The organism is Tardiphaga robiniae, assembly GCF_013359755.1.
Lineage (GTDB): Bacteria > Pseudomonadota > Alphaproteobacteria > Rhizobiales > Xanthobacteraceae > Tardiphaga > Tardiphaga robiniae.
In genome coordinates, this window is the sequence record NZ_JABMCJ010000088.1 from 76,631 (window position 1) to 90,031 (window position 13,401).

10 protein-coding genes are annotated in these 13,401 nt (G+C 62.6%); 2 read left to right on the forward strand and 8 right to left on the reverse strand.

Features of this window, described 5'->3' with window-relative positions; genetic code table 11:
- Positions 1-48: 48 nt before the first annotated feature.
- The 4 genes from HP556_RS18680 to HP556_RS18695 form a co-directional block, all read right to left on the reverse strand.
- Positions 49-2,175: an acetate--CoA ligase family protein gene (locus HP556_RS18680; protein WP_115032667.1), complete on the reverse strand. Its 2,127-nt coding sequence runs from the start codon at positions 2,173-2,175 to the stop codon at positions 49-51.
- Positions 2,176-2,283: 108 nt separating this feature from the next.
- Complete coding sequence (locus tag HP556_RS18685; protein ID WP_115032666.1) at positions 2,284-3,051, reverse strand: VOC family protein; 768 nt, start codon at positions 3,049-3,051, stop codon at positions 2,284-2,286.
- Positions 3,048-3,836, reverse strand: coding sequence for an enoyl-CoA hydratase (locus tag HP556_RS18690; RefSeq protein ID WP_175368088.1), 789 nt, complete (start codon positions 3,834-3,836; stop codon positions 3,048-3,050). Before HP556_RS18690 ends, HP556_RS18685 begins: the two co-directional genes overlap by 4 nt.
- Before the next feature lie 52 nt (positions 3,837-3,888).
- Positions 3,889-5,094, reverse strand: a complete 1,206-nt coding sequence (locus HP556_RS18695) for an ABC transporter substrate-binding protein (protein ID WP_115032661.1) — start codon at positions 5,092-5,094, stop codon at positions 3,889-3,891.
- 253 nt (positions 5,095-5,347) lie between these two features.
- Between HP556_RS18695 and HP556_RS18700 the strand changes: the two genes are divergently transcribed.
- Both HP556_RS18700 and HP556_RS18705 read left to right on the forward strand, forming a co-directional pair.
- The gene (locus HP556_RS18700) at positions 5,348-6,079 is read left to right on the forward strand and encodes a thermonuclease family protein (RefSeq protein WP_338117593.1); all 732 of its coding nucleotides are present in this window, start codon (positions 5,348-5,350) and stop codon (positions 6,077-6,079) included.
- Positions 6,080-6,180: 101 nt separating this feature from the next.
- Positions 6,181-7,644, forward strand: a complete 1,464-nt coding sequence (locus HP556_RS18705) for a M48 family metalloprotease (RefSeq protein ID WP_246297811.1) — start codon at positions 6,181-6,183, stop codon at positions 7,642-7,644.
- A gap of 84 nt (positions 7,645-7,728) precedes the next feature.
- On the opposite strand, the gene HP556_RS18710 is transcribed toward HP556_RS18705, so the two are convergent.
- From HP556_RS18710 to HP556_RS18725, 4 genes are all read right to left on the reverse strand, one after another.
- A complete protein-coding gene (locus HP556_RS18710; protein ID WP_414717033.1) occupies positions 7,729-8,793 on the reverse strand; it encodes a CarD family transcriptional regulator in 1,065 nt (354 codons plus the stop codon).
- 259 nt (positions 8,794-9,052) lie between these two features.
- Positions 9,053-9,391 (reverse strand): ferredoxin FdxA, encoded by a 339-nt coding sequence (gene fdxA / locus HP556_RS18715; RefSeq protein ID WP_068730400.1) that lies wholly within the window; start codon positions 9,389-9,391, stop codon positions 9,053-9,055.
- Positions 9,392-9,542: 151 nt separating this feature from the next.
- Positions 9,543-9,812 carry an RNA-binding S4 domain-containing protein gene (locus HP556_RS18720; protein WP_093757514.1) on the reverse strand — a complete coding sequence of 90 codons (270 nt, stop codon included), beginning with the start codon at positions 9,810-9,812 and terminating at the stop codon, positions 9,543-9,545.
- Between the two features lie 48 nt (positions 9,813-9,860).
- Entirely contained in the window at positions 9,861-13,346 is a 3,486-nt protein-coding gene (locus HP556_RS18725; protein ID WP_175368090.1) for a helicase-related protein, read from the reverse strand.
- Positions 13,347-13,401 lie beyond the last annotated feature (55 nt).

A 13,401-nucleotide genomic window follows, 5' to 3' on the forward strand; every position in this document is an offset into this window, starting at 1 on the left:
GAAGCGAGCTTCGCTAGACGCCCCGGCCATTTTTATGTCATGGGCATTCTAGTCTTTCCGCACCACCAACGCATCGACGATGGTGGTGCCCTCGCCCGCCGGATGCACCAGTACCGGATTGAGTTCGATCTCGGCAATCTCGCCCTTGAACTGAGCTGCGAGCTGCGAGAGCTGCGCAATCAGCTCCGCCGCCGCCGACACGTCGGCCTTCAGCGCGCCGCGAAAGCCGTTCAGCAACGGCGCGGCCTTGAGTGCGCCTAGCATGGAAGCAGCCTCAGCGGCACTCACGGGCGCCGGGCGATAGACCACGTCCTTGAACAATTCCGCCGTCACTCCACCAAGACCGACCATCACCATTGGCCCAAAGGTCTCGTCCAGTAGTGTGCCCACGATGATCTCGACACCCTTCCTGGCCATCGGCGAAACGAGCACGCCCTGCAACGCGGCCTGCGGTCGGTGCTGCCGGGCGCTGGCGGTCAGAGCATCATAGGCAGCTGCGGCTTCATTCTTCGTGGTGATACTGACCCTGACGCCGCCAACCTCGCTCTTGTGCGGAATGTCGCGCGACTGGATTTTCATCACCAGCGGGAAGCCTATCTTGGCAATCGCTGCATCCAGCGCCGATCTGTCGGCAACAAGAACCTCGCCTGGCAGCGCGACACCGGCAATCTGCAGCAGCGTCTTGCTGTCATACTCGGAGAGCGTCGGCGCGGTCAGACGCTCAACTAAATCGTTCGGCGCAACGATGGCTGTTGCGACCGGATCTGCCAGCCTGAACCTAGCGTGATCGACCAGCCGCCGCAGTGCGACACTCACGTGAGTCAGCCCGGATAACACGACCACGCCGGATTCGGCGAGACCGGTGCGCGCGAAGTTCGACGGTAGCGTGTAGGACCAGAACACGATCGGTTTGTTCTGCGCAGCAATGACGGGCTTCAGCTCCGGCGTCTTAAACGGCATCCGCGTCTCGCTCGACAGCGAGATGACCACCAAGATTGCATCGACCTCGTCAGACCTGTCGAGCAGTTCAATGGTCTTTTGCAGCCCGCCGCTGTGCACTGCCTGGGCCGTGATATCGATCGGATTGCACGGCGATCCGTAGGACGGGATCAGCCCGCGAATCGTCGCCTGAACGCCGTCCGACAATTCGGGCACCTGCAGCCCCTGCACCGACACGGCATCAGCGCCCCAGATGCCTGCGCCGCCCGAGACGGTGACGACAGCGACGCGATCGCCCTTCGGCAGCGGCGACGTGGTCAGCACGGCGGCGATGGTCACCGCTTCGTCGAGATCGTTGGAGACGATGAAGCCATAACGCGCGAACACCGCATCATAGGCAGCCGTCCAGCCCGCCATGCTGGCTGTATGCGAGGCTGCTGCGCGCCCGCCAGCACCGGAGCGGCCGACCTTTACGACGATGACCGGCTTGTCGAGCTCCGCTGCCTTGCGAGCCGCGGCGAGAAATTTGTCGACGTCGCGAATGCCCTCGATGAACAGCAGGATCACGTCGGTTGCCGTATCCTGCACCATGTAGTCGAAGAATTCGCCGGCGCCGAGATCGGACTCGTTGCCGGTCGAGATCACGGTGCTCAGAGCAATGCCGAGCGACTTGGCGCGGTTATAGATCGCAAAGCCGATGCCGCCGGATTGTGCGACGATGCCGATCCGCTTCATGGTTGCGGCCAGCGGTAGCTGATCCGGCCTTACATCAACGGTTGGGCTGAAGGTCGCGGCAATGCCGGCGATCTGGTTGTAGTACCCCTCGGCGTTCGGTCCGGAGATCCGCATCCCCGTGCGCTTCGCCAGCGTCGCAATAGCATCCTGCATGGCGATGGAATCGCCGCCTTCCTCGGCAAAGCCGGAGGAGATGATGATCGCGTGCCTGACGCCGAGCGTCGCGCAGTCCTCAAGCGCGCCAAGCACGACGCGCGCAGGAATGATCACGATGGCGAGATCGATCGGCTGCCCGATGGCTGCGATGGTCGGATGGCACGTCAGCCCATCGATATCCGGATAGTTCGGATTGACCGGATAGATCGCGCCGGAGAACTGGTTTTTGCGCAGAAAGGAGAGGAGCAGGCCCGGGATCTTCGTGACATCGCGGGAGGCGCCAATAATGGCGATGCTGGATGGATTGAAGAACGAGTCCAGCGGATGCGGGCGTGTCACAGTCATGGCGTTTCCCGTTTATCGTTATAGCCATAGCGTTTTCGAGCGAGTGGATACCGGTTCGCATGAAGAAAACGCGTCAAACAGGGACTGATCGTGCGGCGATTGTCCCGATCACGCAACGACGCGAAACGTGACCCCGGCCAGCAGAAATGCATCCCCGGCGCAAGGACAGCCGCGCGCCCGTGCACTGCCGAGCACTTGTGCGACGTCGTTGACGCGAAAAGTGATCCCGGTCATCGCTTCGCTCTTACCCTTGGCGAAGCGCAAACAGCCGTTCGTGAACGCGATCTGCGGATCGTCGTTGCGGGCGGAGGTCAGCGGCACGCCGATGATATTGCTCCAGTGCTGCGCCAGATCGTAATGGTCCGGACTCTGCAGCTCGACCTCGGTCAGCGCGCGCGTGATGTCGTGGCGGATCGCCTCCTGCCAGTCCGGACCGGCCGGCGGATACGGCCCGAAATCGTCGTCGCTGTCTTTGGTGTGATTGAACTCGATGAAGGCGGCCCGGCAATCGCGTGGATGCAATTGCACGCCGTGATAGGGAGGATGATTGATCACGTTGGCGGTGCGCACGCCAATGCTGGCGGCGAAGCGACCGCGCTCATCGGGATCCTCGCAGGAAAGGATCACCATATAACCGCCGCGGCCACCGGACTTCTCCAGGAAGCGCCCCGCCGCCGTGCCCGGCTGCGTCGGCGCTACCACTTCAAGCAGCGTCACATCGACCGGCATCAGCGCATTTTCGAGACCGTATTTGCCGACATGAGGATCGCGGTAACAGACATTGAGGCCAAGAATGGCAGCGATATCAGTCACCACCGGCTCCAGATGCGGAGCGACCAGACAAACTTGCCGCAACCGCATCTGGCTCATGGTCATTGCCCCTTGAAGACCGGCTTGCGCTTCTCGACGAAGGCCTTCGCGGCCTCCTTGTGATCGTCGGTGTCGCTGCAGCGGGTGTGATGGATCGATTCGCCATCGAAGCAGGCTTCCAGCGTCATCGTCTCGGCATTGTTGATGTTGGTCTTGATGTAGCCATAGGTGATACTCGGACCTTGCGCGAGCGACATCGCTAGGTCACGCGCCGCTTTCTCCACCTCGGCGTCATCGACAACCTTGGTCACCACGCCGAGCGCCAGCGCTTCCTGCGCAGAGAGCACCGGCGACATCAGGTAAAGCTCGCGCGCCTTGGCGCTGCCGAGCATCTTGGTCAGGAAATAGGTGCCGCCATAATCGCCGGAAAAACCGACCTTGGCGAAAGCCGTGGTGATCTTCACCGAGCTTGCGGCGACCCGCAGATCGCAGGACAGCGCGATGGAGAGGCCAGCACCTGCGGCAGCGCCGTCGAGCTGCGCCACCACCGGCTTCGCCATCTGGTGCAAGATCCGCGACACTTCCATGCCGCGGCGCAAGTTGGTGCGCTTGGCCTCGAACGGCAGCGGCGCGCGGCCAGCCGCCATCGACTTGACGTCACCGCCGACGCAAAAGGTGCCGCCCGCGCCCTTGATGAGTACGGCGCGGACGTCGTGATCTTCCTGCGCGCGGCGGGCCGCTGCGACCAGGCCCTGTGTCATCTCCGGATTGAGCGCATTGCGCCGATCCGGACGATTCATGGTGATGGTCAGAAGACCGTTATCGAGGTCCTGCAGGACGATGTCGCTCATGATTGCGCTCCTTGTTGTTCTTGATCATCCGGCAAGCTTCAGGCCCTGACGATTACTTCTTCACCAGCGGGCAGCGCGAGGCTTCCAGCGGTTGGAATGCCTGCTCTGCGGGAACGGTCGCGAGCAGCTTATAGTCGTCCCAGCGGCCCTTGGATTCCGACGGCTTCTTCACCTCGAACAGGTACATGTCATGCACCATGCGGCCATCCTCGCGAATCCGGCCATTCTTGGCAAACATGTCATTGATCGGCGTCTCCTTCATGAGCTTCATGACCGGTGCCGAGTCCGTGCTGCCGGCCGCCTTCACAGCCTTGAGATAATGCAGAACCGATGAATAGACACCGGCCTGGGCCGAGGTCGGTACGCGCTTGGTGCGCTCCTGAAAGCGCTTGGTGAAAGCGCGCGTCTCGTCATTGAGGTCCCAGTAGAACGCTTCCGCCAGGATCAGGCCCTGCGCGGTATCGAGACCGACACTGTCGATGTCGGAGATAAAGGCCAGCAGCGGCGACAGCTTCTGGCCACCGCTACGCGTCAGGCCGAATTCAGCCGCCTGCTTGATCGCCGTGATGGTGTCACCGCCGGCATTGGCGAGGCCGACGACCTTGGCCTTGGAGCTCTGCGCCTGCAGCAGGAAAGACGAGAAGTCGGACGTATTCAGCGGATGCTTGACCGAGCCCACCACCTTGCCGCCAGCCTTGGTGACGACAGCCGTGGTGTCCTTTTCGAGATCCTGACCGAATGCATAGTCCGCCGACAGGAAGAACCAGGTATCGAGGCCGTTCTTCACGGTGGCGAGGCCGGTCACATTCGCCTGCGCATAGGTGTCGAACACGTAATGCACCGTATAGGGGCCGCAGGCCTCGTTGCTGAGGCGGATTGAGCCCGGGCCGTTGAAGATGATGATCTTGTTGCGCGCGCGCGCGATTTCGCTCGCGGCCAGTGCGGTCGCCGATGCCGCAACGTCGATGATCGCCTCGACGCCCTGATTGTCGAGCATATCGCGCGCGATGTTGGCGGACAGATCAGCCTTGTTGAGATGGTCGGCGGCAATAATCTCGATCTTGCGGCCCAGCACTTCACCGCCAAAATCTTCTGCAGCCATCTTCGCAGCGGTCTCGCTGCCCGGGCCGGTGATATCGGCATACAGGCCCGACATATCGAGAATGGCGCCGAGCTTTAGTGGCTTGGTCTGCGCCATGGCACTTGTGGCCGCGAATGCCATTGCTGACACCAGCAGACCTGAAATGATGTTCTTCAAAAGTCCCTCCCTCAGACGCGCCGTTATTGTTCGTGCGCGGTGTTTGTTGTTCTCGCGATCATGCCGCAATGAAACAACAGCGGCAAGCGGCGGTGCTGCCAAGAATAGCTGCAAAGACATCAAGGTTTTCCGCAAAACGGAATGGATTGCTTGCTATGATCGACGAGAGGTTGACTGAAGCTCGCAAGGTGGCGTGATGCGTGCCGCATCTGCAAAATGTGACGTGTCGCATGCTACAACGCTGTTGCTGGCAGTGATCGGCATTTCAACATCCATGCAGTCTGCGTCCGCCGCCTGCATGTTCGCCGCGCAGGGCGAAGGTCGTGTCGCCGACGTGATCGATGTCAGGACATTGCGTTTGAGCGACGGCAACGTGATCCGTCTGGCGGGGATCGAGCCGATAGCCGGCTCATCGAAGTCGACGAGCGAACTTGTCGCATTGGTCTCCGGCCGCGATGTCACCTTGTACGGCGAAAGCGACATGCCGGATCGCTATGGCCGGCAGCCGGCTTTTGTCTTCGTCGATCCCGCTGCACCGTCGCTGCAGGCGCAGCTTCTGGCGCAGGGCGCTGCCCTCGCCTCCGGTGCGATTTCGGATAAAACCTGCGCGGCGGAACTCGCCGCTGCAGAAGGCTCGGCCCGCCGGCTGAAGCGCGGAATCTGGGCTCAAACCAACGTCATAAAAAACGCGGAAAGTCCCGGCGATATCTTGGCCGATGTGGGGCGTTTCGGGGTGGTCGAGGGGCGGGTTTTGTCGGTTCGCCAGGCCGGAATGATGACCTACGTCAATTTCGGACGTCGCTGGACTGAGGACTTTGCGGTGACTGTTTCAAGGCGCATGATGGCCGCCTTCGAGACGGCAGGAGTTACGCTTAAGTCCCTAGAAAGACGACATATTCGCGTTCGGGGATGGATCGAGAGGCGCGGCGGGCCGCGGATCGAGGCGCTCGGGGTGCAGCAGATCGAAGTGGTCGGGGACAATTAGGCCACTTGGGCAGCAAGATCGCTTGAGCGAAGATGATTTGGGCGAATGGGCTGTTTGGGCAGAAAGTGGACGACGTGACGGGTGTGGGACGGCAAACCAGCTTGAGCCGCTGCCTTTGGGCTGCGCCGGCCCTGCTGTGCGCTGCGCTCGCTCTATCGGCCTGCGGCGATGCCAGCCGGTTCGAGGCCGCCTCGTCGGTCAAGCCAACGGTAGCGGCCAAGCCGCCGAAGCCAGCCGTGGTGCAGACCCCGGCCGCCGAGAAAGAACACGAGCGCATCCTCGCATCCTATGGCGGCGCCTATGACGACCCGCGGCTGGAAGCACTGATCACCAAGACCGTCGATCGGCTGGTCGCAGCCTCCGAACGACCGGACCTAGCCTATAAGGTCACGATCCTCAATTCGGGCGCCGTCAACGCCTTTGCCCTGCCGACTGGACAACTCTATGTCACGCGCGGCCTGATCGCGTTGGCCAGCGATACATCCGAGATTTCGTCGGTGCTGTCGCACGAGATGGCGCATGTGCTCGCCAAGCACGCGTCCATCCGCGAGGAGCAGGCACGGCAGGCATCGATCGTCACCCGCGTCGTTACTGATATGGGCAGCGATCCCGATCTCACTGCGCTCGCGCTCGCCAAATCCAAACTGACGATGGCGAGCTTCTCGCGCGCGCAGGAATTCGAAGCCGACGGCATCGGCGTAGGCATCTCGGCCCGTGCAAAGTTCGATCCCTATGGGGCGTCGCGCTTTCTCGCGGCGATGGAGCGTAACGCGGCGCTGAAGGCCAGCCGCACGCCGCTCGATCCCCGCGCGCAGGACTTCCTGTCGTCCCATCCGGCGACGCCCGAGCGCGTGCAGAATGCGCAAGCCAATGCGCGGCAATATTCCTCGCCCGACGGCGGCGAGCGCGATCGCGAGACCTATCTCTCGGCCATCGACGGCATCGTCTATGGCGAGGACCCGAGCGAGGGTTTCGTGCGCGGCCGCCGCTTCCTGCATCCCAAGCTCGGCTTCACCTTCCAGGCGCCAGAGGCGTTCACCCTCGACAATACGGCGCAGGCGGTGATCGGCGTGCGCGAAGGCGGCAATCAGGCCATGCGCTTCGATGTGGTCCGCGTACCATCCGAACAGACGCTGAGCGACTACCTCAATTCCGGATGGATGGAGAATGTCGACAAAGCCACCACGGAAGAGCTGACCATCAACGGCTTCCCGGCAGCGTCCGCCATCGCGCGCGGCGACCAGTGGCAATTCCGCGTTTACGCGTTGCGCTTCGGCAGCGACGTCTACCGCTTCATCTTCGCTGCCAAGCAGAAGAGCACCGAGAGCGAACGCAACGCCCGCGACACCGTTAACTCGTTCCGCCGCCTGACCCTGGCCGAGATTCAGGCCGCCCGTCCGCTGCGCATCAAGGTGATCACCGTGCAGCCCGGAGACACCGTGGAGTCACTGTCGCATCGCATGAGCGGCGTCGATCGTCCACTGGAGCGCTTCCGCGTATTGAACGGGCTCGAGAACAATGCCAGCGTGAAAGCCCGCGACCGCGTCAAGGTCGTGGTGGATTGAGATCCACCCAAGTACTTGCTCATGGACAACAAAAAAGCCCGGCCTCTCGGCCGGGCTTTTCGTATTCAACTTGCGAGACGCTGCTTATGCAGCCTCGTCCGCGGCGGCGACATCATCGTCACCATCGCTGTCGGCCTCGTCAGCACCGGCTTCGGCGCCTGCCTCGGCCTTGGCGCCACGGCGCGGGCTCTTGGCGAGCTGGCCTTCGATCTCCTTGACCGCTTCGGTCTCGGTGACGTGCTGAACCACAGCGATTTCGCGCGACAGACGATCGAGAGCTGCTTCATACAGCTGACGTTCGCTGTAGGACTGCTCGGGCTGCGAGTCGGAGCGGAACAGATCGCGGACCACTTCGGCGATGGCAACGATATCGCCCGAGTTGATCTTCGCTTCGTATTCCTGTGCGCGGCGCGACCACATGGTGCGCTTGATGCGGGCACGGCCCTTCAGTGTCTCCAGCGCGCGCTTGACCAGCGCCGGCTCGGACAGCTTGCGCATGCCGACATTCGCGACCTTCGCGGTCGGAACGCGCAGGGTCATCTTGTCCTTCATGAAATTGATCACGAAGAGTTCAAGCCTGGCGCCTGCAATTTCCTGCTCTTCGATGGCGAGGATCTGGCCAACACCATGCGCTGGATAGACAACGAATTCGTTGGTCTTGAAGCCCTGACGCTGGGTCAGTGGCTTCTTCGGCTCTTCGACGCGCGGAGCCGCAGCGGGCGCCGGCTTGGCGGCCACGGGCTTTGCAGCAACCTTGGCAGCTTCCTTCGGCGCAGCAGCCTTCACAGCGGGCGCAGCAACCGGAGCCTTGGCCACAGGAGCCTTCGCAGCCGTCTTCGGCGCAGCAGGCTTAGCGGCAGTGGTCTTCGAAGCAGCAGCCTTCGGGGCAGGTTTGGCAGTCTTGTTGGGCATTGCACTTCTTTTATTTTTGGAGGACTTTTCAGCCGCAGCCTTCGCGGCGGTCCGGGTGTCCTTGACAGGAGCCCGGGCACGGCCTTTGGTGACAGAATTCTTCGCAGCAGGACCCTTCACAACGCGGCTCGCCGCAGTTGTTTTCTTGGAAGCCTTCGGATCCAAAACCTTCGAAGCAGTAGCCTTCTTCGAAACAGCAGCCTTGGAAACACTCTTTTTACGCGTTTTCTGTGACACAGCCTGCGCGTGGAAACCGCCACGCCCCTGTTTGATGTTTAAACGGGAACCCGGCAGGGCCAAATCGAGCGGCACCACATGGTCCAGCTTCTTGAATTGTGCCTATTATAGCACATTTCCCGCAAAAATCAATGATTTATGCCCTGTCGCGGCCGCTTGGCGGCCGCTTCCGGGGCATAATCGGGGCTAGGGTAAATTTCGTGTGGCTTGGGGTATCGGGGTCACCCAATCAATTGCTTGATCGCTGTGACCGGGGAACTCAGTCGCCCTTGCCAGGCGCCGCCGAGAAATACTTCTCGTACTTGCCTTCCTGACCATCGAATTCCTTGGCTTCGGGCAGTTCGTCGATTTTCTGGGTGATGTTCGGCCACGTCTTGGCGTGTTCCAGATTGATCTGCAGCCACTTCTCGATATTGCCTTCGGTATCAGGCTTGATCGCGTCCGCCGGGCATTCGGGCTCGCAGACACCGCAATCGATGCATTCGTCCGGATGGATGACCAGCATGTTTTCACCCTCGTAGAAGCAGTCCACGGGACACACTTCGACGCAGTCGGTGTATTTACATTTGATGCAATTGTCGGTGACGACGTAAGTCATCCAGAACTCCGGAAACGATCGATATTCAATGTTTGCGTAGCGCACCAACCCCGCTGCCGCAAGGGACGCGGCCGGCATGGGTCAGGGCATTTCGACCAAGGAAAAAGCCTGCCACGAAACCATCATTGGACGCGGCATCTAGCCTAGATAGTTACTCCGGAAGGTGTTGCAAATCGGTATAGAGCACGCGCGCCGCAGTGGCATCGCCACGTCGTTCCGAGAAGCCCTCGACCTTCATCACCCGCACGGTGCGATCCAGCGCCACCGTGAGCACGTCGCCGATCTTCACACCATGGCCCGGCGATTTCTCGCGCTCGCCATTGATGCGGACCTTGCCGCCTTCCACCAACGCAACGGCACTGGTGCGGGCTTTGACGACCCGCGCGTGCCACAGCCATTTATCAAGACGCTGGCGCTCCAATCAGCACACCACCAAATGGCGGCTCGGTGCCGCCTTACATGACCTGCATCAATCCTTGCGGCCGCTGAGCTGTTCCTTGAGCGCGGCGAGTTTCGCGAAGGGGGAGTTCGGATCGATCGGACGGTCCCGTTCGCGCGGTGCGGCCGATGTGGCGAATGGACGGGTCGCCCCGCCGCGATCGTTGCCACGGCCCTCACGGCCCTTGTCGCCGCCCTTGAAGGGCCCTTTGCCCTTGCCCTGGAAGCGCTCGCGCTCACGCGGCGGACGGCCACCCTCGCCCGGCTTACTGTCGCGGGGCCCGCGATTGCCACGGTTGTCGCGATTCGGCGCACCTTCGGCAGAGACCGCGGCGGCGGGCGCATCGCTGCGCGGACGGCGGAACTCGTTGTTATTGTTGCGATCGCGGCGGCCCTGGCCACCCCGATCGTTACCGTTGCGATCATGCCGCTCGCGCTGCGCGCCATCGGCCACGGCGCCTTCGGCGGGAGCCGACTGCGCAGCGCCCTGCGGGGCGTTGGTATTGCGATGGTGGCGGTTGCGGTCATGGCGCGGCGGACGGCGTTCTTCCGAACGGCCACCCGGGCGCCAGACTTCGACCAGTTCGGGCTCGGCAGCGACGGCAGGAACCGCAGTGGCGTCGCCCTCGGCAGGCGCAGCAGCATCGGCCACGGCAGCAGGTGCGGTCTCAGCAGCAGTCCCGGTTTCGGCAACGGCCGCAGCGGGCTCTGGTTGCGCTTCGACGGAAGCCGTCTCTTCAACAGGCGCCGCTTCGGGCGCGGCGCTGGGCACCAGCGCGACTTCGGGCAACAGCGATGCCGACGGTACAGCCGCGGCTTCTTCAACCGGAGCTGCATCAGCAGTTGCATCGGCGGCTGCCTCGGCCGTCGCGATCTCAACCGTCTCGGCTGCCTCAGCGGCAGCCTCGACCGCAATGACATTGTCCTCACCGGGCTTGTCAGCCTCGGCAAGTCCCACCAGGGCGTCGGGCTGATCGCCGGTGTTGTCGTCTGCCTTGACCTCGATCGGCGTCGTCGCAGCGACCGGCTTCGGCGGTGCCGGCGGCAGCGGCGCCTTCTTCTCCATGCGATAGCCGAGGGCACGCAGGATCGAGGCGAAATCTTCGCCGGCCGAACCGGTGAGCGAGGTCATCGCCTGCGTCACCACGAAGTGGCGGCCATCGAAGGCGCCGGCGGGCTTCTCGCCCGGTGACGCTTCGCGCCAAGCGAGAGCTGGACGGATCAGATCGGCAAGACGTTCGAGAATATCGACGCGCACGGCGCGCTCGCCGCACTGGCGATAGCCGAGCACGCGATAGGCATCGCGATCGAGCAGCTTGTCGACCGGGAAGGATGTACGGCCCGACCCTGCGAGATGCTGCGCGCTCGACAGCGCCGACATGTCGACATTGTCCTGCTTCAGCGCCCAGAGCAGCGCCGCGAGCGAACGCCCCGCAGGCTTCAGCAGACCGGGAATATAGATGTGATAGGCGCCGAACCGCACGCCGTATTTGCGCAAGGTCGCGCGCGACGGCTGATCGAGATCCTTCATCTCGGTCGCGATCTTCTGCCGCTCCAGCACGCCCAGCGCTTCAGTGAGCTGGAACGCAATGCCGCGCGCGATACCGGTGATGTCTTCGGCCTTGGTGAGATCGAACAGCGGTCCGAGCAGCTTCTCGATATGCGTCTTCAGCCAGAGATCGAGGCGGGCCTGCACCGCATCGCGCGGCGCGCCGGAAAGGCGCTCATCGGCGATGATGCGGAGACGGGGATGCAGCACATCGTCGGCTGCGACCAGACGGGCTACAGCATCGCCGGTCCAGCGCATGGTGCCGTCGGAGGCGAGCACAAACTGATCGTCCGGTGCATTGCCGAGTTTCTCGGCGCGCGCGTCGATCTCGCCGGCCAGCGCCTTCAGCGCCGTGGCCTGCAAGGCCTTCGCATCCGAGCCAGCCTCGGCCGCATCGGGCAAAAATGTAAATCCGTCGAGACGGCCAATTACATGGCCCTCTACGATCACTTCGCCCGTCTTACCAATTTCAGTATTCAGCATCGTGTTTTCCCGCAAGCGGCGCATCAATACACTGGTACGACGATCAACGAAACGCTCAGTGAGCCTCTCATGAAGGGCATCTGACAGTTTATTTTCCAATTCGCGCGAAATTCCCTGCCAATGATCAGGATCTGAGAGCCAATCGGGACGATTTGCCACGAATGTCCAGGTCCGGATTTGCGCGATTCGGCCCGATAACGTGTCGATATCGCCATCGGTTCGGTCCGCTTGCGCGATTTGAGCGCCAAACCAGGCATCGGGGATGCGCCCACGCTGCATCAGGAAGTTGAAGATAGTGACTACCAGCTCTGCGTGTGCAGCGGGCGCGATGCGACGGTAATCTGGAATCTGGCAGGCGTCCCACAGTTTCTCGACGGCGACCTTGCCCTGCGTCATTTCGCGCACGTCGACGTCACGGACGGCATGATCGAGCACGCGCAGGTCCTCGGCGATCGGCGCACGGGTCAGCGCCTCATGGCGCGGCACCTCCGCCAGCGACACCTGCAGCGACGCGATCGATGAGAAATCCAGCTTCGAATTGCGCCATTGCAGCACCTTCACCGGCTCGAAGATGTGGTTCTGCAACTGATTGACGAGTTCGGGCTCGAACGGCTCGCAGCGGCCTGTGGTGCCGAAGGTACCGTTGCGCGTGGCGCGGCCGGCGCGGCCGGCGATCTGCGCGAATTCCGACGGCGTGAGGCGGCGGAATTGGTAGCCGTCATATTTGCGATCGCTGGCGAAGGCGACGTGATCGACGTCGAGATTGAGGCCCATTCCGACCGCGTCGGTTGCCACTAGGTAGTCAACGTCACCGTTCTGGAACATCGCGACCTGCGCGTTGCGGGTGCGCGGCGACAGCGAGCCCAGCACCACTGCAGCGCCGCCGTGCTGGCGCTTGATGAGTTCGGCGATGGCGTAAACTTCGTCCGCGGAAAACGCGACAATCGCTGTCCTGCGCGGCTGCCGCGTGATCTTACGATCGCCGGCGAATTCCAGATGCGACAGGCGCGGCCGCGTCACGATGCTGGCGCCGGGCAGCAAACGCTCGATGATCGGGCGCATGGTGGCGGCGCCCAAAAGCAGCGTTTCGTCGCGGCCGCGGCGATGCAGGATGCGATCCGTAAAGACGTGGCCGCGTTCGAGATCTGCCGCGATCTGGATTTCATCGACGGCCAGAAACGACACGTCGAGATCCCGCGGCATGGCCTCGACAGTCGACACCCAGTAGCGCGGCTTGGCGGGCTTGATCTTCTCCTCGCCGGTGATCAGCGCCACGGCTTCGGGGCCGACGCGGTCCAAAATTTTATTATAGACCTCGCGCGCCAGCAGCCGCAGCGGCAGGCCGATGATGCCCGACGAATGCGCGAGCATGCGCTCGATGGCGAGGTGGGTCTTGCCGGTATTGGTGGGGCCGAGCACTGCGGTGACGCCGGCGCCGGGGGCCCTGCCGTTGGACAGCGTGGGCGGAGAAGACAAAAAGGCCATGTTTTTCAGATATTTCCGCGTCGCCGACTGTCAAGACCGAGACAGGTTACGACGC

Coding starts and splice junctions, on each gene's coding strand:
- HP556_RS18685 (WP_115032666.1), bottom strand. CDS start 3,051: ATGACCATGAGCCAGATGCGGTTGCGGCAAGTTTGTCTGGTCGCTCCG.
- HP556_RS18680 (WP_115032667.1), bottom strand. CDS start 2,175: ATGACTGTGACACGCCCGCATCCGCTGGACTCGTTCTTCAATCCATCC.
- fdxA (WP_068730400.1), bottom strand. CDS start 9,391: ATGACTTACGTCGTCACCGACAATTGCATCAAATGTAAATACACCGAC.
- HP556_RS18690 (WP_175368088.1), bottom strand. CDS start 3,836: ATGAGCGACATCGTCCTGCAGGACCTCGATAACGGTCTTCTGACCATC.
- HP556_RS18725 (WP_175368090.1), bottom strand. CDS start 13,346: ATGGCCTTTTTGTCTTCTCCGCCCACGCTGTCCAACGGCAGGGCCCCC.